We start from the raw sequence: 21,396 nt of genomic DNA, 5'->3' as shown, positions 1-21,396 counted from the left end.
AACCAGAAAGCCACCAGTCATCTGACCCGCATGTCGTTGACTTCCCCCCTGCTCACCGCTTCGTGACGCACGGGCATCGGTAAGAATGAAAAAGACATTCCCATGTTACTTACACTCAGAGTAGCATGTCGGGCTGACATCGTGCTGCTCAGCACGTTGAAGGCGCGTCTCTACGTCGAGCATTTCGGATGCCTCTGGCAATCCAGAGCTGAACTAAATGCGTTTTTTCATGGCGAACATGCAAAGACACCTGGGTGTGATCTTCAGTATGCTGGCGTTATCTGATACGTGGCAGAAACGGAGCGGCCGACGAGACGGATAAGCGTTATGGACAGCAGATATTTTCTGAGGTCGTCAGCACGATTCGGGCGCGTGGCCATAACTTCCACTCAGACGTGCTGAGAAGTTACACCCGGGCCTGCCAGTGCTGTGACGCGTCGGGAATAGTGCACATTAAAGGAAGCGCTTTTACGACAGCGACTCAGCAGGTTGCGTCGGCTATTCCGGGCCTGAAGGTCAATGCATAACGCCATCTCCAGCCTCGCCTTACGTTTGCACGCGGTCATCTTCGTTATGACGTTCACGATCAGGCTGCGGAAATGAATGCAATGCCTGCCACGCATCGGGGACCGGCGCGACAGTGAAAACGCGGCCCCTTTTCAGAATTGCGACATTTGACCCAACGTGGAATAGCAAAATACTGACGCGATAACAGAGCCCCCTACGGAAATTCACCTCGCCAAAATATGCGCCATTTCCGTCGAGGGCCCGACACTGAATGACAAAGCCGGAAGTTAAAAAAACCGTAATCTGAACAGCATATACAACACCAGATAAGCCACTCTGGCATTCACATTCATGACGTGGTACTTCACTTTCTCGCTTCTGTTTAATAATGCCAGTACGTTTGCCGGATAGCGTTTCTCTTTGATGCGTTTGATACTTTTCCGGATTTCATTAATGTTAAGCGTGGTGTAATACATGGCGGTAACGATTTGCATATCGAGGGTGAGCTTACGTTTGGTGACACCGGTAGAGAAAAGCGACAAATCCTCGTTTTTATATTTAACAAATAACCTTTCATACAGATCAGTCAGGTAACGCTTACGATCCAGCAATTCTTCATACGGGACGCGTCTTTTCGACAGCGAGTTTTCCACATCATCATAGTGATAAGATGCACTGTCAAAAATAAACAGGTTATCGACATAGTAAAGACAGTTGAGATTAAACAGCAGGTCTTCACTCATCGATATCCCTTTAGTGAAGCGGAGCTGGTGATCCTCAAGCAACTTTCTTCTGTAGCACTTGTTATGGAGATAGCCAATGTTATCACTTAACTCAAGCTCATCCAGCACAGCAGGAATAGACTGATGGCCGAAATGGCCGTAGGTGGAAAGGCTACCCACGCGCGAGCACCTGAGGTTCCCCACCAGTAAATCAACAGGTTGTGAAACGCTCTGAGAAAGGTGCTGATGAAACATAGCCAGAAAGTCATCATCAACCCAGTCATCAGCATCAACAAAAATAACGTATTCTCCCGTAGCCACTTCCAGGCCTGCATTTCGCGCTGCGCTGACGCCGGCATTACTCTGCGAGATAACATTAAAATTTTTATAGTGTTTAAATTCATCAAGAACAGAGGCGCAGTTATCTTTGCTGCCATCATTCACCAGGATAACTTCATAATCTTTGCATGTCTGAAGGAGAAGACTTTGCAGGGTACGCATAATCGTCTTTTCAGCATTATAAACAGGTATTATTATACTGAATAAATATTTATCATTCATTTCAAAACCTCGTAACCAGCCCTAATGCCTGCCGCCCTTAAAAAGGCGAAAAAGATAATGAAAATAAAAGCCTTTCCTTTTCCTGATAACCGAAAAGAAAATAAGCATCTAATTATTTATTAACCCACTCTAAGATTATAAAAGCGCGAAATTAAACTGACCGTAAACGGGCATTATTCGGATCATGAAGATACGCTTTCATTTTTATTAAGCGATAATTAAAAAAACGAACAGGCAGGGTACATCCTCCCGCCACATGGCAGGATATTAACGTTACTCACGCGCAGATAAAAAACGCGTTATATTAAAGATGCCGTTCAAGACGTTTTATTTAAACGTCTTACAACGCATATCTTTAAGAAATATCTGCATCACCGCCCAGAAAAGAGCGAGCGATTAATAAGAAACCACAGTTTTCCGGGTTGAATGAATATTTTGTGAATTTTCATCATCGGCTGCCCACGGAAGAAATAGTTTAACAGCGTAAAGGCCATAAACTCAGTAATCACCACACTTATGGCACCGCCAGTAATGCCGAAGGCTGGCACCAGTGTCACCGTCGTGATCAGACATACCGCCAGCACACAGAACGTTTTTTTGATCAGGTAGCGATAGCCATTGTATTTAATAATGAAGCGATCCATGACGCTGCTTAGTACACCAAACATGGCGCCGATGCTTAATAACACCATCGGGGCAATCGCTTCGGTGTAAGCTGCGCCGTAGAAATGCCGGATAAACCAGGGGCCGATCAGGGCGATACCGCCGATAACGGCCCCCGACACGGCAATGACCATTAGCTGTAACTTCTGCGCGCGGACAATCGCCACATCAGGATCACGTTCGGCAAACAACGCGGGATAAAACGAGGCAAGTAAAGCGTTGGGTAAAAAGACCCAGGCCACCGACAGCGTCATCGCGACAGAAAAGATGCCCGCCTCTTTTAACCCTAAGAACCATGAAACGCTGAGCTGGTTAAGCCGGGTATAAATCGTAATCGCAATCACCGACAGCACCAGGGATCGTCCGGCCTGCAAAATATACCCGCTGTAACGTCGGATATGAGTGAGTCGGGGAAGCGGCGGCTTCTCATGCGTACGTCGTTGGTGCCAGCTAAACACACAGAGTTTGATCAGAAAAGGAATGAAGGTAGCCAGCACAATGGGAATGGCCAGCAATTCCGGTTTGAGCTGGAACCAGGAAATCCCATAACGGATAGCCAGACTGATCAGGAGACCGGTAAGGTTAGCCATCACGTTCAGCTTCGCATTTAACACCGCTTCATTGTAGATGTTAACCAGATCGATAGCTGAGAACAGACAAGCCAGTGCCGCCGCGCAGATAAAGACAAACGCTTGCGAGTTCATCTCTTCCCGCATCACCACAATGCCAATGGTAGAGAGCACACAGTAAAGGCTAAACACCAAAATGACAGCCGGCACCATAAGGCGGATGCCAGAACGGTGATTCTGGGCAATGCGCTTGAGCAGGATGACGTCGCAGCCCATCATCGCCACAGACTGGATAAACTGAAATATCAGCATGGAAATGGCGATCACACCAAACGTGACAGGCCCGACGTACTTAGCGACGAAGGACGTTACAAACATCAGGCCAAATACCGCAACCAGCTTCTCAATGATCATCCATAACGAGTTTTGCAGCTTTTGTTTCACGAACGCGCCCTCAACAGAGTCTGTACGGCATGACGCAGCCCGGACACCAGGCGTGGAGACAGGTAGAAAAGCGTAAAATAAAGGCTCCAGGCATCTGGGAGCATGCCCGCGGCAATATAGGCACGATAGTTTTGCCGGTAAAGTTCAATATACTGCCTGACGAATGCCGCGCTGAACGTCCCACTATACAGGGCTTTATAGATGTGCGAGGCCGTAACCTTCAGAAATAAGAAGTAGTAATAGCGTTCCTGCGGCCGTAGCAAGACGCGTTTAATCCCTGTAAAAGCCCGGACGTAAGTGAAGTGTTTTTCTTTGAGCGCCGAGCGCGTTGCCGAATCGTGTGACTCAACATAGTGGTAGACGACCCGAGGGCTGAACACGACCTGTCCCTGCGGGGCACCGGACAGGTAGCTGATCACAAACAGCAGATCTTCAAAGTTGAAGATATCTTCCCGAAAGCGTAACTGCTGCTGTTGCACGATCGTCCGGCGGAAAAACTTGTCACAGATACCGTGTTTCGGCGTGTGGTAGAGCAGTTCACCGATCGCCTTATCAGCGCGCAGACTGCGCAGTGCGGTCTCTTCAGGCTCCCCGGACAGCGGCTCGCCGTCATGAGAAAAGGTGCGGGATTCGCCTACGGCCAGAATGACGTCTTCATTCATCAGCCCCAGCCAGGTATCCAGCACACCTGAAGGCAGAAAGTCGTCGGCATCGATGAAAGAGAGGAATGTGCCACGCGCAGCATCCAGACCGCAGTTACGTGCCGATGAAACGCCGCCATTGGGCTTATCTATAATCTCTACGCCAGGATAATTCTGGTATTTTCTCATTAGCTCAAGTGAATTATCACTTGAACCATCATTGACTAAAATAAGCTGGCAATGCTCAGCATGAGGTTGCTGAAGAATACTCTCGACGCAACGTTCAATAAACATCGCGCCGTTATAAACAGGCACGATAAATGACACTAAAGGGGCGTGTTGCTCATTAAACATATAACCTCTGGTGTGACATATTTATTAAAGTGTAGCGCAGGAAAAGTGTCGGTTAGTTCCAGCTATTTTTATTCGTAAAAATTTTTCGCTACTCTAAATCAGTCATCTGTATGCACATCGCCAATTTTTGTATCAAAATATGTATAGCATGAAACCAGGAAATAAAAGACAGCATAAACATGAGGATGACATCAAAACTAAGAGTATTCTGTAATTTAAAATGGCGTTACTGAACTCTGCAGAAATACAAAGAACCTGCCTGTGATACTCTACTCAGGCGCGGACCGTTTCCGCAATAAGCCACCTTAGCAATGTAAAGCGTAAAGAGAACATTCAGACAATAGCCAGTAAAGTGAAAAATGGAAGTCACTTTTCCCGGAAAAAATTAATAAGAACTTCCTTATAAAAATCGACATATTTCAGATAACACATTAATAAAAAACAACGCGTGTCCAGTAAAAATAAATAAACATGCCAGAAGAAACAGAAGTGTTTAATTAACGTTTAACTTTTTGGGGCATATAAAAAATCTCAGCGCCTGAAAATATGCGTGGACTGGCACACCCCGGGGCTGCATGGACTGGCTTTCTGCGGTGAGATTGATTCCGCCCGGGTCGCGGAGAGAATCGCTAAATATGCTTCCGGCATTGCCTCTTCGTTCAACGGCGACCGAGGAAGCCGTGCGATCAGACTGGTAACCTTATCGTCATTGCTTTCCGGCGGCTCCGTCTGCCCACGGTTATCATGGGCAGCCGCACGCATCCCCGTCGTCCTCAGTCGCTGGCGTGCCGGTGCTCAGCACATCCCGCACAGCCGCCACATCCTGTCTTACGCGATGAGGTGAGCGGTGCGGAAACCGGCTTCGTGCGCGCACGTCCACCTGCGTGGCGCAGCAGGCTAATGACCAGACCGTTAAGCACGACCACACTCATCAGGCACAGCGCGCTAAACCCCGGATGCAGGCGAAAACTGACACTCTGATAAAACAGCGTAGCAACGGAGTACGCAACGTTCAGGCCCCAGAAAAAGGAAAACAGCATCCAGTTTTTCCCGGCTTCCCGGGCTATTGCGCCCATCACCGATACGCAGGGAAAGTAGAGCAACACAAACAGCAAATAGCTGTACGCTGCGAAGCCGTTGCCGAATTTCGCACTCATCACGCCCATTTGCGTCGCATTGATTGTGCTGTCACCTTTACTCGCTTCAATAGGGTTGGCCAGCGCACGCAGGCTGAATGCGCTCTTCAGGCTGTCACCGGTTTCTTTCAGCGCGTCACCTAACTCACCCGACAGCGAAAAGTCCTGCGGGCGAAACGCGCCGCTTTGAACATCTTCGCCGACATAAAGACTGTTCAGCGTACCGACCACGACTTCTTTCGCCATGATGCCTGTCACCAGCCCGACCGTGGCCTGCCAGTTGTCTGATGTCACGCCGACTGGTCGCAGGGCTGGCGTGACGACTTTACTCACAGTAGCCAGCGCAGAATCATTGATATGGTCTACGGTTGCCCCACTAAACGAAAAGTTGCTGAGTAATCCGATCACCATGCTGACCACAATAATGACGCGACCTGCGCGTACGATAAACATCTTTAAACGTTGCCAGGTCTGGATCAGCAGGCTTTTCACATGGGGGCGATGGTAGACCGGCAGCTCCATAAGAAAAGGTGACGCTTCGCCGCGCAGCAGCGTATTTTTCAGGATAAGCCCAGTGACGATGGCCACGATAATGCCCAGCACGTACAGAGAGAAAACCAGGCTGGCGCGCCAGGCGCCAAAAAAGGTGGCGGCGAAAACCGCAAAAATCGCCAGCCGCGCACCGCAGGACATAAAGGGCGCAATTAGCACAGTAAGTAAGCGCTCACGGGGTGTATCCAGCGTACGCGTGCCCATTACTGAAGGCACGTTGCAGCCAAACCCGACAATAAGCGGTACAAAGGATTTTCCCGGCAAGCCCAGCGACTGCATCAGGCGATCAATTACAAACGCCGCACGCGCCATATACCCCGAGTCTTCAAGAAAAGACAGAAACAGGTACATCAGGCCGATCTGGGGCAGAATCGGCAACACCGTGTTAATCCCGGCCCCTATGCCCTGCGCAAGGAAGACCGTTACCCAGTCGGGAAAGTGGCAGGTATAGCCCAGCCACTGCGCGCCATGAATAAACAGCGCCACCGATCCGCTGTCGAACAAAGGCTGGAAGGCTGCACCGATGTTAATTGACAGCACAAACATCAGATACATCACGCCCAGAAAAACCGGTATTCCCAGGAACCGGTTCAGCACAAGGTTGTCCAGCCACTCAGTCAGCGCAGCGGGTGCGGCTTTATTGAGGTTACAGACCGCGGCGCAGAGCGCGTTGATAGCCTGATAACGACAGTTCACCACATGCATTGCCGGATCGCCGCCCGCCGCCTGCCTGATCGCCGGCAGTTGGGGGACGACTGTGGGACAGATGCGCTGACTGTTAATGTCACCCGCCAGCAGCTGTAGCGCCAGCCAGCGCTGCTTTTGCCTGGCGATGTCCGCAGGCATCATCGTTTGCAGGCGCGCGATGGCCGTCTCAATTTCACGAGGATAAACCAGAGGTTGTGGCGGTCTTTCTCCCTGCCAGTCGTCAATGGCGCGTTTAAGCGAGGCGATGCCTTCGCCACGTGTTGACGTCAGCGCCACGACCGGGCACCCCAGCCGGGCTGACAGCGCTGCCCTGTCGATGATGATATTCTGGCTGAGCGCGATATCCTGCATGTTTAACGCCACGATACAGGGCATGCCCAGCTCCAGTAGCTGAAAAGTCAGGAAAAGATGACTCTCCAGGTTTGAGCTGTCTACCACATTAATCACCAGGTCGGCGTGATCCTCAAACAGATACCCACAGGCGATACTTTCATCGATGGCGCTGTCCGCCGAAAGCGTTGTAAGCGAGCGCGTGCCTGGCAGATCAACCAGCCGTACATCCGTTTCAGCCGTAAAGAACTGCCCTTCCTTGCGTTCTACCGTCACGCCCGCCCAGTTCCCTACGCGCTGGCGGGCCCCGGTAAGCTGATTAAATAACGTGGTTTTACCGGTATTCGGGTTGCCGATCAGACCCAGGGTTAATGTTTTCATCAGCGGACTTCTTCCAGCAGAACCGAAGCCAGATCGCGTTGCCGCACCGCCAGACTGAGGCGACGCGTACGGATATGAACGGGATCGCCCAGTGGTGCAGTACGGATAATGTCAATCAGCGTGCCGGGCAGCACGCCCATGGTTAGTAATTTTTGCCGCCAGGCGGGATCAACAGAAGACTGGTAGCCTCTGACACGATAGGTGGTGTGTGTTTTGATTTTCACAGATATATCCCAACCGTTAACAACTAAGGCAGGAATTATACAAATGATAACTATTCTTGTTTCTTGATCTGGATGGGGGTGATGCGCAGGATAACGACAAAAACATGCTGATATGCCATTTCACCCTGACGGCCCGCTCGGGTTAAGGGCCATCCGGAAAGAAGCATTGCGGAAGATTGTCAGAAACGTCCCTCAGCGGCAAACAGGCTGAGCGGCCTCAGCGGTGGGCAAATAACAGATGGTGTTGCCATACCTATTTTCAGCCCCCTGTCTGTGAAGCACGGCTTATACAGCGAAGACGGACACAACGTCAGATTGCGGTCACGTATGAGGGCAGCGAAAAATAATAACGCGCAAATGTCTCATACAAGCCTTCATCTTATTATTGCGCGAAAAAAACGTAACTCCCGGTACATTTCTGCATAAACGGACCCTTGATCACCCCCGTTTTTGTGACTATGCCAAGCTATTAAAAAAACACGCTTTTCCTGAAAGCGTCATTTTATTTTTAAACTAATCGTCATAGATCACATTATTTATGGCGTCACTATTAAGGTAATCCGTTAAATACCGATATACCTGTATCCACGTTTATCAGGTATCGCCGCCATGTTTAAAAACCTTAAAATTACAACGGGCATTATTGCCGTATTGTTTTTGTTCAGTGCGCTGTTAATACTTACCGGGTCGCTTTTTTATTCGTCTGTCAGCCAGGCGGGACGCAACTTTTCTCACACTGAACAACTGACGCTACAACAACAGCAACTGAGCGACAGTGTGCAGACGCTGATAAAGACGCGTGTCACCGTCAGCCGGGTAGCTATTCGTTTTCTGAAAAACCAGAAGGATCCGGCATCTCTGGCCTCGATTGCCACACTGCTGGACACAGCGAAACAATCTGCTGAAAAAGCCGATGAGTATTTTTCAGCCTACAAAGCCGCCCCGCCCTTACCCGGACAGCATGCGGAACTGACCCAAAACGTGCAGACGGCTTACAGCAAAATGCACGATACCATGCTCGCGTCGGTCGAGTTCCTGCGAAATAACAACTATCAGGCTTACGGCAATCTTGATGCACAGGAAGCGCAGGATCAGCTGGATAAGGCTTATCAGGCCTGGCGGAGCGCTAACTATCAGCTGATGAAGGAAATCGCCGCAGAAAACGATCACAACTACACCAATATGCTGTGGACCTTGTTGATTATCGCAGTTATTGCTCTGGTGACCGTTGCCAGCGTATGGGCTGGCCTGCGGACACTGTTGCTGAAACCTCTGACTCTGGCAACCGACTACATGCGCGCGATCTCTTCCGGGGATCTGACCCGTGAGATCGCCAGCGACAGTCACAATGAAACCGGACGGCTCCTCAGCCAACTGGAAGAGATGCGCAGCGCGCTGGTGGTGACGATTCGTTCTGTCGATGATGCAACGCAGTCCATTTTCACCGGCGCAGCAGAAGTGTCGGCCGGCAGCATCGACCTCTCTGCCCGCACCGAGCAACAGGCGGCCGCACTGGAAGAGACGGCAGCCAGCATGGAGCAACTGACCTCGACAGTAAAACTGAACGCGGAAAATGCACAGCAGGCCACCGCGATGGCGAACGATGCCGCGGTGATGGCGTCGCAGGGCGGCCAGATTGTGGCGAAGGTGATTTCCAATATTGAGCAGATCAGTGAAAGTTCCAAACAGATTGCCAGCATCATCGGCATTATCGACAGCATTGCGTTCCAGACGAATATCCTGGCGCTTAACGCTGCGGTCGAAGCCGCGCGCGCAGGCGAACAGGGGCGCGGTTTTGCTGTAGTCGCCGGTGAGGTGCGTTCACTGGCGGGACGCAGTGCAAGCGCGGCGCAGGAGATCCGCACGCTGATTGAACAATCGACGCAGCGTGTCAACAGCGGTTCGACTCATGCCTCCGAAGCGGGTGATGTCATGGGAAGCATTGTGCATTCCGTTAACAGCGTGACCCAGTTGATGGCTGAGATTGCCTCGGCCTCGGCCGAGCAGACACGCGGTATTGAACAGGTGACGAAAGCGGTATCGGAAATGGACGGCGTCACGCAACAAAACGCGGCGCTGGTAGAGGAATCGGCCAGTGCGGCAGCCTCACTGGAAGATCAGGCTACGCAGTTACGTCAGTCGGTCTCCGTGTTTAACACGGGCAGAAAGCCGACCACAGGTCTGGCGACGTCCCGCAGCACAGCTTTGAAAAAACCCGTCATGACGCCTGTGCCTGCCGCACCGTCAGCGGATAACTGGCAGTCATTCTGATCGACCTGCCGCGGAGCGATGCCCTGCTCCGCGGCAAACGGCTTCAGGCGTGGTGGGCCATATCAACGACCTTCGTTTCACTGCCCCAGTCGGCGTCAAACACAGAAGAAACCAGGGCTGGATGAACGCCCGTAACAGCCACATCAACCAGTCCCAACGCCACAAAGGGATCCTCGGTCAACCTGTCGCGAACAGCCTGCTCATCAGAGGCGAGAAACAACACAACGCCGCCCTGCTGATTTTCCAGCGGTCCGGCCAACACCACCTCGCCCGTCTTGATGTGCTCCACCAGCCAGCTTTTATGACCCGCGCTGTGTTTTTCACGTTCGGCGGCGGCACCACGATAACTCAGCGTAACAATGTAAAGCATAAGGTTCTCCTGTGGATTACAACGCAAGTGACTGGATGAGCGTGCTGGCGGCATTAAACGCGTTGCCGATTTCACGCTGTTGAATGGCTTCCCCTTTTGAAGCCCCTTCTGCACGGATAACATGAATATGCTCAACGCCTAAAAACCGAAAAAATGCGGCCAGATACCGTTCCTGAAAATCCCACTCTTCAAGGGAACCGCCGTGGTAAAAGCCGCCTCGCGCCGAGGCCACGATCACGGTTCGCCCACCTGACAATCCCACCGGGCCTTGTGCCGTATAACTGAATGTTTTGCCTGCCTGCGCGATCCGGTCCAGCCAGGATTTTAGTTGGGCAGGCACCGAAAAGTTGTACATCGGCGCGCCGATGACTATCACATCACTGGCAAGAAACTCCGCCACCAGCAGGTCAGATAAGCGATGCTCTTTTGCTATGTACTCACTGACGTTGTCGTCGTTTCCCGCCCTGAAACCTGCCGCGATGGCCGCGTTAAGAGGACGGATTTCCTCGGCCACGACATCACGGTAAGTCGCCTGAGCAGCGGGGTACTTTGCCAACAGTTTTCTGACGATGTCCGCGGTAAGCTGCCGGGTAACCGACGGCGTCTGGAAAATACTGGCGTCAATATGAAGTAATCTGTTCATGGGATTCCCCTGAGAGTGATGGTGCTATGACGATGGAAGGGTTCTGGCCGCGCGATCGATAAACGCAGCCACCTGTTCAGTATGTGAAACCAGCGATAAATGACTAGATGCGAGACGCTGAACGCGTGCGCCAATATGCGCAGCAATGTCAGACTGGACACGGGGCGGCAGCGCCCGGTCTTGCGTGGTCAACAAATACCAGGTGGGTTTGCTTTTCCATGCCGCTCGCGTCACCTTGTCAGTGAAAGCGCTCGCCGCAACAGGTTGTTGTACCGCAGCCAGTTCGCGCACCCGCGCACCAGGCACGTCGCCGGCCAGCATTTCACCAAACTGTTGGGCATTATCCAGCCAGATCATCCCGTGTTTATCCGGCCTCATTGCCGTCATCGGGGCATGAAGTCGTTGCAACAGCCCGGCAGCAGATTCATTACTGTCGGGCACCAGCGCAGAGAGAAAAACCATGCCCCTTACGCGCGAATCGTTGCCAGCATCAGCCACTACCACACCGCCCCAGGAATGCCCAACCAGCAGCACCGGGCCTTGCTGACGCGCAATGACCGCCTCCGTCGCCTTTACATCATCCTGCAATGAGGTCAATGGATTCTGAACGGCGGTGACGTGATAACCTTTGTGCTGAAGGCGTGAAATCACCGCCCGCCAGCCTGAGCCGTCAGTAAACGCCCCGTGGACTAAGACGATGTTTTTCACCGTCGCCTGCGCAGCGAGCGGCACATTCAATAACGTCAGCCCCAGCAGCACCGCATGCTTTAATCTTTTCGCCTTACTGCTCTTTCGCCGCATCTCGCCTGTTCCTGTGGTCGTTTTCATGCGGACCATGGTAGATCGGGCGAAAAGAGCGTGTAAGATGGCGAATAAGACAACTAACAGGCAAAACTCGCCATAAGGAGTGACTGGCTATGCGCATAGCGATTGTGGCGCTGGAAGGCAGCCTGCCTTCTGCCGTCAACGGCTTTTGTGACACCTTATGGATTGCGCGCCAGGTGATTGCGTCTCGCCCCGATACTGCGGCGCAACTGACCCGCGCGCCGCTGGAGGTCCAAATCGTAAGTGCTGATGGCCAGCCCGTGCGCGATGCGCAGGGACGATGGCTACATGTCGATGCTGATTTCAGCCAGGCAGAGGCGTCAGATATCGTCCTGGTCGGGGGAATGGCGTTGGGCCGCGATCGGTTTCCGCACCATCCGGAGGCGGTCATACAGGCGGGGACCTGGATAAAAAAAATGTACCATCAGGGTGCCATCGTCGGTGCCGCCTGCGCGGGCTGTCTGGTGCTGGGCGAAGCGGGGCTGCTCAGTCGTCGGCGTTGTACCACCACCTGGTGGCTGTTTCCGACCCTGCGGGAGCGCTATCCGGATGCGCGTCCGGTATGGGGACAAACGCTCGAACAACAGGAAAATATCATTACTACAGGTGGCCCACTCTCGTGGAGCGCGCTCACGTTGCATTTGCTGCACAGGATACTGGGAGCGGACGTGTCCAGACAGGTTGCTGATATGGCCGTTGCCGATGCCCAGCCCGTGTCGCAACGTTTGTATGCGCCGCCCGGGTTTATTAACACTCAGCACCCGTTGCTGATGCGGGCGGAAGAGATTATTCGCTATCAACAGCCAGGCATCACGGCAGAACGGCTGGCCTCTGCGTTACATACCAGCGAACGTACGTTGCACCGTAAAATGAAAATGCTGACCGGCGAAAGTCCTAAGGCGTTTATTACCCGGGTCCGCATTGAAGGTGCCTGTCTTCTCCTGGAAAACCCCACCGTAAGCATCCGTAAGGTGGCCGCCGATTGTGGCTATTCTGACGAAAGCAGCTTTCGCAAAGCGTTTGATCAGGTGATGGCGATGACACCCGCGCGTTATCGACAGTGGATTGCCGCCAGAGCGGCGCCCGCAACGCGTTAATCAGCGTAGCGCATGCAGCGCTGCCCAGCTGGCGTCTTTGATTTGGCCGTCTTTAGCAAACAGCAACGGTCCGGTGGCCAGCCCATCGCTTGCCTTCGGCGTCGCCGCCGTCCGGTGGGGCGTGTCCCAGACACCCCACGTGAGCACTGCGTCGACACCGGCTTCCAGCACAAGCGAAAGATAGCGCTTATAGGTGCTGGCGACCGCCATGGCGCGGCGCGCCATCGGCAGGCGGCTGTCATCAACATCCAGTTCGGTGATATACACGGCCAGGCCCAGCGCTTTCACTTCACGAATAAATGTCGCCAGTCCCGGACCAGACGCGTACTGCGGACCGGCCTTGAGATGAGACTGAATGCCCAGCGCACCAATGGGGATCTGTCTGTCCTGCAAATTGCGCAGCAGCGCCAGCACAGCGTCGCGTTTTCGTTGCGCGTTGTCATGGTCGCTTTCCAGCCCGTAATCGTTATAGCAAATGACGGTGTGAGGATCGGTCTGATGCAGCGCGTCACAGGCGATATCCAGATAACGCGTCCCCAGACGTTGATACCAGAAACTGTTGCGCCATCCGCCAGGCAAACCGTCAGACAGGTTGATAATCTCGTTCGCCACGTCCCAGCTCTGTATCTGTCCCCGATAGCGCCCCGCGACGGTATGAATATGGTCTCTCAACACTTTTTCCAGCTGCGTGGCATCGCGAATCGCCAGCAGCCAGTCCGGCACCGCGCGGTGCCAGCAAAAGGTATGCCCGCGTAGCAGCAGGCCCTGCGCTCTGGCAAAGGCGGCAAGCGTATCCGGGCCAGAAAAATCGTAGCGATTCTGCTCAGGCTGAACGACCACCCACTTCAGCGCGTTTTCCGGAACAATAATACTGGCCTGGCTGGCCACAAACTGCCGGTAATGCGCATCGGCCCGCAAACGCTCGGGCCGGACCGCGAACCCAAACAGAAGATGACGCTGCGCGGCTATGCGCTTTAAGGGGGGGAAAGCCGGTTCGGCCGCGAAGGCCGGTATCGGCAATGCGGAACCCAGCAACAGCGCCGCGCTGCGTTTTAAGAACCGACGTCGCGGCGTGGATGTGAAGCCAGACAGATTATGAGGTTTCATCAGTGCCACGTCTCCTGTGACGTTTTGCCCGATCATCGTGAAGGTCGCATCACACCAGCCCGGTATTCTTATAACCCCAAGCCCTAAGGCCCGTCAGCAACGATTTTGTCCACGTCGGTAAAGCCAGATTTCTGAATGTAAAATCCCTCGCTTTACGGTATCGGGTTTTCTGGCATTCGCGGGGCTGTGTGCCTGCATGTTTCAGGACGGGCGCTGCCGTGCCAGCGGTAAAAGTGACCTTTGCTACCTTGTTATGCCGCACTGGCGGACAAACCGAATGAAAAGCTGTCGATTTACCTTTGCTAAGCTGATAAGTACACCTGATACGTTTAATAAAGGAGAATGCTATGACGCAGCCTGAAACCCGCCCCCTCGGCAACAGCGGCCTCTCTGTGCCGCTTCTGACCTTTGGCGGCAATGTCTTTGGCTGGACGGTAGACGAGAAAACCTCGTTTTCTCTGCTCGACGCGCTGGTGGAAAAAGGCCTGTTCTTTATCGATACCGCCGATGTCTATTCACGCTGGGCGCCCGGCAATCAGGGGGGCGAATCCGAAACCATCATCGGCAAATGGCTGAAGAAAAGCGGTAAACGCGACAGGATAGTGCTGGCGACCAAAGTCGGCATCGAAATGTCACCGGAGAAGCAGGGACTGAAACCTGGGTATATTCGCCAGGCCGTCGAGGACTCGCTGCGCCGTCTGCAAACCGACGTGATCGACCTCTATCAGGCGCATCGCGATGATGAAACCACGCCACTGACCGACACATTAACCGCCTTTGACGCCCTGATCAAAGCCGGCAAAGTCCGGGCTATTGGGGCCTCCAACTACAGCGCCGCGCGACTGCAGGAGGCGCTGGACATCAGCAAACAGCATGGGCTGGCGCGTTACGAAACCCTGCAACCGCTCTACAACCTTTACGACCGTGAAGAATATGAAAGCGAGCTGGAGCAGGTAGCGCGAGAGAATCAGCTTGGCGTGATCAACTACTACGCGCTGGCCAGCGGCTTTCTCAGCGGCAAATATAAAAAACCGCAGGATGCCAGCAAGAGCGCGCGCGGTCAGGGTATTGTAGATAAGTACCTGAATGAACGCGGTAAACGCATTGTTGAAGCGCTGGAAGACGTGGCAGCGTCACATGATGCGTCAGCCACGCAGGTGGCGCTGGCCTGGCTCATCGCGCGCCCGAGTATTACCTCCCCTATCGTCAGCGCGACCTCCTTGTCGCAGCTTGATGAACTGGTCAAAGCCACTGAGTTGACGCTGAGCAAGCAAGAAATTGAAGAGCTGTCCCAGGCCAGCAAGCCATAAAACCTCCGGGGATGCCGCGGCATCCCTTTTACTTTGCCTCGCAATAAATGCCTTTTTAGCTATAAAAATATTCATTCAGCGATAACTGTCACAATTGCGTTAATTCCTTACCACTTTGCAGTTACATACGCACAGATTTGCAAAAATTGACATTTAGTCAGCATTATTCTCTGCCCTGTCTTTTCCTGTCATTTCATAAAGAATAACGCTGATGAATACAAAAAAAGCAGTGCAGTTTATGCCTCGCCTGGCCGCTGGCAGCCTGATGTTTGCGATGCTGAGCGCCTCCGCGCTGGCCGCCGATGCCTTTAGCTATGACTCACCTTACCTGTTTGGCGACTGGGGCGGTAACCGAACGCAGTTAGAAAACGACGGCATTAAGTTAGATGTTAACTACACCATGGAAAGTGCCGCCAATCTGGGTGGCGGAGCTGACAGCCATACCTCGATGCGCTACAGCGACCAGTGGGCGTTTGGTGCCAATTTCGATCTGCAAAAACTCCTCGACTGGCAGGATACGCAGTTCCAGGTCACCATTACCGATCGCAATGGCCGCAACATCTCCGATCAGGTGGCCGATCGCCGCACCGGGATGCTTTCTTCCACCCAGGAGGTGTACGGTCGTGGCCAGACGTGGCGCCTGACGCAGTTCTGGTTAAGCAAAGGCCTGTTCGATAACACGGTCAATCTGAAAGCCGGACGCGTTACCGTCGGCGAAGACTTCGATAACTTCGACAGCAAGTTCCAGAACCTGGCGTTTGGCAGCGGCCAAGCCGGTAACTGGCGCGGCGATCGCTGGTTTAACTGGCCGGTTTCGCAGTGGGGCGGCAGGCTAAAAGTCAACGTTACGCCAGAGGTGTTTTTCCAGGTCGGTTTCTACAATCAAAACCGTGCGAATTACGACCGTGGCGATGGTTTCCGGCTGGATACCAGCAACTCAGAGGGGAATCTGGTGCCGGTCGAGTTAGGCTGGAAACCGACGTTAGGCCCCGACAAGTTGCCGGGTAACTATCGTATCGGCTATTACTACTCGTCCGCAAATGGCGACAACTATGGCAGCTGGCGTGACGGCGCTTACCAGCGCAAAAATCATGCTTACGGCGGCTATGTCCTGTTGCAGCAGCAGTTGACGGCGCAGGGCGGCGATGCCAGCCGGGGTCTGGGCGTGACGGTTCAGGCGGTGATGAACGACCATAAAACCTCGAAAACCGATAATTATCAGTCCGTCAGCTTCACCTGGAAAGGACCGTTCGATGCCCGTCCGCAGGATGAGATTGGCATCGGCGCGGCGCGTATTCACGTCAACAGCGCCTACACGCGTTCGCTGCGTGAACAGAACGACGCCAGCGGGCAGACCGATTTTAACAGCCCGACCTATCTGCCTGTTCAGGACGGTTCGGAGTACAACTATGAAATCTATTACAACGCGCAGCTGACCAAATGGCTGCAACTGCGTCCTAACCTGCAATACGTTGTTGCGCCGGGTGCCGTTAGCGACGTGAAAGATGCCTTTGTCGGCGGAATCAGCGCTAACGTGAATTTCTGATCCGCCCTTCAGACCTGCCCGCAGGGCAGGTCTGCTTTCCCGCCTGCCCTGACGCTTTCATCCCGTACCTGCTCTGTTGATTCGCCTCAGTTTTCCGCAATTTTTTGCAAGCCCTGCCCCACTTCACGCGGTATAACCTCATCCATGTCTTACCACTGCGCATAACGGAAAAACCATGAAAACCTATATCAGCAAAGCGTTCTCAGCCGACCGGGCCTGGGGTGCACTCGACATCGCTAACTTTGATGGCACAACCGTACGGCTTCACTGGACGGATCAACCCTACAAGTGGCACATCAATGACGGTCAGGAAGTTTTTGCGGTGATGGATGGCTGTGTAGAGATGCACTACAAGGAAAACGGAGACATCAGGACAGTGCGCTTGCAGACAGGGGATATTTTTTATGCCAGCGTGGGCACGGAACATGTTGCCCATCCACAGGGCGAAGCGCGCGTACTGGTGATCGAGAAAGCGGGATCGGTCTGACCCCGGCCAGCCCTGAGGCACGATGGCTGGCGCACATTTTCCGCGTATACTGAGGCGCAAACACAGCCTTGAAGGAGGTTTCGCCTGATGACACCGTTGCCGCCGCTTGCACATCTGGGTCCGCGCATTTGTATCATGGGCCCCTCAAACAGCGGTAAATCTACCCTGGCCGTGGCGATTGCGGAAAAGCAGTCGCTGCCCGTTATTCATCTCGATCAGCTTTATCACCAGCCCAATACCGACTGGCAGCCCAGAGAGCACGCCGTGTTTTTACAGCTTCACCGCGAGGCAATCAGTGCAGAACGCTGGGTTATCGAAGGCCTCGCTGCCTGCCCGAAAGACTGGCGCGCGCAACAGGCTATATCCTGCTGGATCTCGCGATGCCTGTCAGTTTACTGCGTTATATCCGGCGTTGCTGTGCCACCACGCCGCGTGCCGGGGCGCTGCAAGGCAGCACCGATCACATCAATCTCGCCATGCTCAGGCATATCACCTGGGTGACGCCGGGCAATCGCCGTCGCTATCACCTCCTGTATCAGGGACTTAGCCTGCCCAGGTGCCGTCTGGTAGCTGCAAAAGCGATAAACCGCGCCTGGCAGGAGTGGTGCCTGACGCCCCGTCCTGCGACAGGGATCTTACCCGGCAAAACAGGCCGGTAGCCTTTCCTGCCTGTCTTTTGTATTGTCATGATCCTTACTGGCTCACTCCGGGATCGCAGAATGCACATCACGCCCGCGCAGGATGACCACATTCCCACCCTGCAACAGATTTATGCTCACCATGTTGTGCATGGCACGGGCAGTTTTGAACTGGATCCGCCTGATGAAGCCGAACTCGCCAGCCGGTTAGAAAAAATCCGTGCCGCCGGGCTGCCCTGGTTTGTGGCCATCGAAGACGGCCAGGTTTGCGGTTACTGTTATCTGGGCTTTTATCGTCCGCGCCCGGCTTATCGTTTTACCCTGGAAGATTCCCTTTATATCCATCCGGCTTTTCAGGGGAAAGGTGTGGGTAAACGCCTGCTGGCGCACGCGATTGACTGGGCAGAAAGCCGGGGCTTTCGCCAGATGGTCGGGAATGTGGGCGACAGCGCCAACGTGGCCTCCATCGCTCTGCACCGATCGGCGGGCTTCACCGTGGCCGGTACGCTAACCTCCGTAGGCTACAAACACGGGCGCTGGCTGGACACGGTATTGATGCAGCGGACACTTGGCGCGGGCGACAGTATCCCGCCTGAAAACGGATAGCGCAGGATGCGTGCCAGGCGGGCCGCTGCCCAGGGCTCAGGCGGAAGCGCCCAGCTCGTGTGAGATCGCCTGGGCGGTCGCTACCACCTTCGCCATCAGGTTTTTTGCCCCAATCTGTTGCAGCTTGGCCGTCGGCAGCGAGACCGACACCGCATAGGGAACGCGCTGCTGAATATCAAATACCGGCGCGGCGATACAGGTCACGCCCAGTTCGTTCTCTTCGCGATCCATCGCGGTGCGCTGCTGCAGAATATCTCTCAGTTCCTGCTGCATCTCGGGCAAGGTGGTGATGGTGTTTTTTGTCAGTTGCTCAATGCTGTCCTGATGGCTTTGCCAGTAGTGCAGCAGGTACTCTTCACTGCCCCAGGCCAGAAAAATTTTGCCCATCGCCGAGCAATAGAGCGGCATATGCTGCCCGATGTAGGCGCGTGTGCGCATCATGCCGGTGGTGGGTTCCAGTTTATTGATCAATACAACATGATCGTCTTCACGGCTGGAAAAGTTAACCGTTTCGCCCACGTCCAGGTTGAGCTTTTCCAGATGCGGTCCGGCTACGTGGATGATATTGAGCGATGACAGCGCTTTCTGACCGACCGAAATAAATTTGGTCGTCAGGCGATAGCTGCCAGGCGACGGGGCCTGGGTGACATAGCCACTGCTGTGCAGCCCCTGTAACAGGCGGTGGACGGTACTTTTATTCATGCCGGACAGCTCAGCGAGATGGGCCAGCGGGCAACCGTTCGGGAAATTGCTCAGTAACTCAATTAACTGAAGGCCACGAAACAGACTCTGTGTTCCCAACGGCTTATCGTTTTTATTTTCCTTCGCTTTATCCACTTTACCCACCATCCGCCGATCCTCTCCGTTTCTGACTTCCTGAGCGCACTATCGCATGATGTTAACTCATGGCATAACAACTGGGAATCTTTCGCTTTTTTAGTGTGGCCTGGCGATCGCATTCCGCCTGGCAGGAATTGCGCTGTTCATCACAATTTCAAAACAATATTTTAACTCCATGTTTCTACTGAGGAAATAGTCGCCTCGCTTCTTTGCTTTTCCGCATTTTCAGGGATAGTATTTTTTGGAATAGTATTTCACATGTTGAAATCAGCAAAAGCGCGTCACCACGCTTGCTGCCACTACTCACCAGGCGTCACGGGAGGCTGGAATGCAAACTAACCCGGATAAACCGGTCCTGACACTAAGCCATATCACCAAACGTTTCGGGGGAAACCCTGCCGTCAATGACGTAAGCCTGGATGTCTTTCCGGGCGAAGTGGTCGCGCTGTTAGGTGAAAACGGTGCGGGTAAATCGACGCTGATCAAGGTACTGGCCGGCGTTTATACCAGCGACGAAGGCCAGATAACCTTTAATGGTAACCCCATCCCCTCAGCGGCCGCGCTAAAAACCGCCACCAGCCAGCCTGTCGCCTTTATTCATCAGGATCTGGGGCTGATCGAGTGGATGACGGTGGCGGAAAATATGGCACTGATCATGGGCTTCAACCGTCGCCTGGGCCTGATTAACTGGCGGGCCGTGCGTGAACGGGCACGTTTAGCGCTGGAAGACGTCGGTATTCAGCTCGATCCCGATGCCCGCGTATTTGAACTGTCACGCACGGAAAAATCGCTGCTGGCCATTGCCCGCGCGGTAGCCGTCAACGCGCAAGTACTGGTACTGGACGAACCGACCGCCTCGTTACCCGCCAATGACGTACGGCATCTGTTTAGCGTGATAGAACGCCTGAAAAGTCGCAACGTCGGCATGATTTACGTGACTCACCGTCTGGATGAGGTGATTGAAATTGCCGATCGCATTTGTGTGATGCGGGACGGTAAACGCGTCGCAGAGGGCAACACGGCAGACTACAGGTTGCACGATCTGGTTGAAATGATTGTCGGCGAAGCGCTGGAAAGCAATCAGCGCCTTGTGCTGCCTGAGGGGCGTCCGCCCGTGCTGTCACTGGATCAGCTCTGCATCGATGAAGTGGGCCCGGTCTCGTTCAGTCTGCAACCCGGCGAGATGCTGGCGCTGGCCGGCCTGCGTGGTGCCGGTCAGGAGGAGATTGGCCGGATGCTGTTTGGCCTGAAACAGGCTACCCAGGGCCAGGTCATTTTTCGCGACAAGCCCTGCCATTCCCGATCGCCTCGCGAGGCTATGGCGGCAGGCATCTCGTTTGTGGCAGGCGATCGCACCGGTGAAAGTCTGGTTATGTCGATGAGCGTGCGTGAAAACCTGTTTCTCAACCCCTGCGCGAGCGGGCACCGGGTGATGTCCCATTATGGTCGCCGCGCGGAGGTGGGTGCCAGCTGGTGGAAAGTGCAGCTTTTCGACGTGCGCCCTAAAAACGTTGATCTGGATATCAGCGCCCTGTCCGGTGGCAACCAGCAAAAAGTGGTGATGGCCCGCTGGATGCACCTCAATGCCCCGTTGCTGATTCTTGAAGATCCCACTGCGGGCGTCGACGTGGGCGCGCGCGAAGAAATTTATCACCTGCTCAACAAAGCGCTGGCAGACGGCGTGGCAGTGCTGGTGATCTCGAATGACCTGGAGGAAATCGCGCATATCTGTAACCGCGCGCTGGTGTTTAACCGGGGCCAGGTAGTGGGTGAACTGAAAAACGAACAGGTTACTTTTGCTAATTTACTGGAGCTGGCCTCAGCCAGCTCTGCTGCCCCCTTCGCTACCGTCTGAAAAGGCAGT

The 21,396-nt window shown here is 53.9% G+C and carries 17 protein-coding genes and 1 pseudogene; 8 read left to right on the top strand and 10 right to left on the bottom strand.

Annotation, left to right across the window (positions count from 1 at the left end; genetic code table 11):
• Positions 1 to 794 precede the first annotated feature (794 nt).
• The 5 genes from RAC60_RS16185 to RAC60_RS16165 all read right to left on the bottom strand — a co-directional run bounded on the left by RAC60_RS16185 (position 795) and on the right by RAC60_RS16165 (position 7,792).
• The gene (locus tag RAC60_RS16185) at positions 795 to 1,790 is read right to left on the bottom strand and encodes a glycosyltransferase (protein ID WP_110268053.1); all 996 of its coding nucleotides are present in this window, start codon (positions 1,788 to 1,790) and stop codon (positions 795 to 797) included.
• 371 nt (positions 1,791 to 2,161) lie between these two features.
• On the bottom strand, positions 2,162 to 3,466 hold the full coding sequence (locus tag RAC60_RS16180; protein WP_039338998.1) for an oligosaccharide flippase family protein: 1,305 nt from the start codon (positions 3,464 to 3,466) through the stop codon (positions 2,162 to 2,164).
• A complete protein-coding gene (locus RAC60_RS16175; RefSeq protein ID WP_133745494.1) occupies positions 3,463 to 4,461 on the bottom strand; it encodes a glycosyltransferase in 999 nt (332 codons plus the stop codon). The genes RAC60_RS16180 and RAC60_RS16175 overlap by 4 nt, the downstream gene beginning before the upstream one ends.
• 773 nt (positions 4,462 to 5,234) lie before the next feature.
• Positions 5,235 to 7,568 carry a Fe(2+) transporter permease subunit FeoB gene (gene feoB / locus RAC60_RS16170; protein WP_375094016.1) on the bottom strand — a complete coding sequence of 778 codons (2,334 nt, stop codon included), beginning with the start codon at positions 7,566 to 7,568 and terminating at the stop codon, positions 5,235 to 5,237.
• The gene (locus RAC60_RS16165; protein WP_033739127.1) at positions 7,568 to 7,792 is read right to left on the bottom strand and encodes a FeoA domain-containing protein; all 225 of its coding nucleotides are present in this window, start codon (positions 7,790 to 7,792) and stop codon (positions 7,568 to 7,570) included. The genes feoB and RAC60_RS16165 overlap by 1 nt, the downstream gene beginning before the upstream one ends.
• 609 nt (positions 7,793 to 8,401) lie before the next feature.
• On the opposite strand from RAC60_RS16165, the gene RAC60_RS16160 reads away from it, so the two are divergent.
• Entirely contained in the window at positions 8,402 to 10,063 is a 1,662-nt protein-coding gene (locus tag RAC60_RS16160; RefSeq protein WP_375094015.1) for a methyl-accepting chemotaxis protein, read from the top strand.
• A 43-nt stretch (positions 10,064 to 10,106) separates the two neighbouring features.
• Here RAC60_RS16160 and RAC60_RS16155 read toward each other — a convergent pair whose 3' ends face one another.
• The 3 genes from RAC60_RS16155 to RAC60_RS16145 are packed head-to-tail and all read right to left on the bottom strand — an operon-like array spanning position 10,107 to position 11,877.
• Positions 10,107 to 10,433: a YciI family protein gene (locus RAC60_RS16155; RefSeq protein WP_058702368.1), complete on the bottom strand. Its 327-nt coding sequence runs from the start codon at positions 10,431 to 10,433 to the stop codon at positions 10,107 to 10,109.
• Between the two features lie 16 nt (positions 10,434 to 10,449).
• Positions 10,450 to 11,076, bottom strand: coding sequence for an FMN-dependent NADH-azoreductase (locus RAC60_RS16150; RefSeq protein WP_054688366.1), 627 nt, complete (start codon positions 11,074 to 11,076; stop codon positions 10,450 to 10,452).
• Between the two features lie 24 nt (positions 11,077 to 11,100).
• The gene (locus RAC60_RS16145) at positions 11,101 to 11,877 is read right to left on the bottom strand and encodes an alpha/beta fold hydrolase (protein ID WP_375094041.1); all 777 of its coding nucleotides are present in this window, start codon (positions 11,875 to 11,877) and stop codon (positions 11,101 to 11,103) included.
• 116 nt (positions 11,878 to 11,993) lie between these two features.
• Here RAC60_RS16145 and RAC60_RS16140 point away from each other — a divergent pair, with 116 nt between their 5' ends.
• Positions 11,994 to 12,998: a GlxA family transcriptional regulator gene (locus RAC60_RS16140; RefSeq protein ID WP_375094014.1), complete on the top strand. Its 1,005-nt coding sequence runs from the start codon at positions 11,994 to 11,996 to the stop codon at positions 12,996 to 12,998.
• On the opposite strand, the gene RAC60_RS16135 is transcribed toward RAC60_RS16140, so the two are convergent.
• Complete coding sequence (locus RAC60_RS16135; protein WP_262959767.1) at positions 12,999 to 14,105, bottom strand: endo-1,4-beta-xylanase; 1,107 nt, start codon at positions 14,103 to 14,105, stop codon at positions 12,999 to 13,001.
• Between the two features lie 347 nt (positions 14,106 to 14,452).
• Here RAC60_RS16135 and RAC60_RS16130 point away from each other — a divergent pair, with 347 nt between their 5' ends.
• From RAC60_RS16130 to RAC60_RS16110, 5 genes and pseudogenes are all read left to right on the top strand, one after another.
• Complete coding sequence (locus tag RAC60_RS16130; protein ID WP_262959766.1) at positions 14,453 to 15,415, top strand: aldo/keto reductase; 963 nt, start codon at positions 14,453 to 14,455, stop codon at positions 15,413 to 15,415.
• 211 nt (positions 15,416 to 15,626) lie between these two features.
• The gene (locus RAC60_RS16125) at positions 15,627 to 16,961 is read left to right on the top strand and encodes a carbohydrate porin (protein ID WP_033739112.1); all 1,335 of its coding nucleotides are present in this window, start codon (positions 15,627 to 15,629) and stop codon (positions 16,959 to 16,961) included.
• Between the two features lie 175 nt (positions 16,962 to 17,136).
• Positions 17,137 to 17,448, top strand: coding sequence for a cupin (locus RAC60_RS16120; protein ID WP_006121617.1), 312 nt, complete (start codon positions 17,137 to 17,139; stop codon positions 17,446 to 17,448).
• 87 nt (positions 17,449 to 17,535) lie between these two features.
• Positions 17,536 to 18,107, top strand: a pseudogene (locus tag RAC60_RS16115) (AAA family ATPase).
• Between the two features lie 60 nt (positions 18,108 to 18,167).
• On the top strand, positions 18,168 to 18,692 hold the full coding sequence (locus RAC60_RS16110) for a GNAT family N-acetyltransferase (RefSeq protein ID WP_375094013.1): 525 nt from the start codon (positions 18,168 to 18,170) through the stop codon (positions 18,690 to 18,692).
• 36 nt (positions 18,693 to 18,728) lie between these two features.
• On the opposite strand, the gene RAC60_RS16105 is transcribed toward RAC60_RS16110, so the two are convergent.
• Entirely contained in the window at positions 18,729 to 19,541 is an 813-nt protein-coding gene (locus RAC60_RS16105) for an IclR family transcriptional regulator (RefSeq protein WP_006121620.1), read from the bottom strand.
• Between the two features lie 319 nt (positions 19,542 to 19,860).
• Here RAC60_RS16105 and RAC60_RS16100 point away from each other — a divergent pair, with 319 nt between their 5' ends.
• A complete protein-coding gene (locus RAC60_RS16100) occupies positions 19,861 to 21,387 on the top strand; it encodes a sugar ABC transporter ATP-binding protein (RefSeq protein ID WP_039339008.1) in 1,527 nt (508 codons plus the stop codon).
• The last annotated feature ends 9 nt before the right edge of the window (positions 21,388 to 21,396 follow it).

The sequence above is a fragment of the Pantoea sp. BR_17 genome (assembly GCF_041955125.1).
Lineage (GTDB): Bacteria > Pseudomonadota > Gammaproteobacteria > Enterobacterales > Enterobacteriaceae > Pantoea > Pantoea stewartii.
The sequence above is the reverse complement of the archived record's forward strand: the minus strand, read 5'-3'. Positions and strand labels throughout refer to the sequence as shown.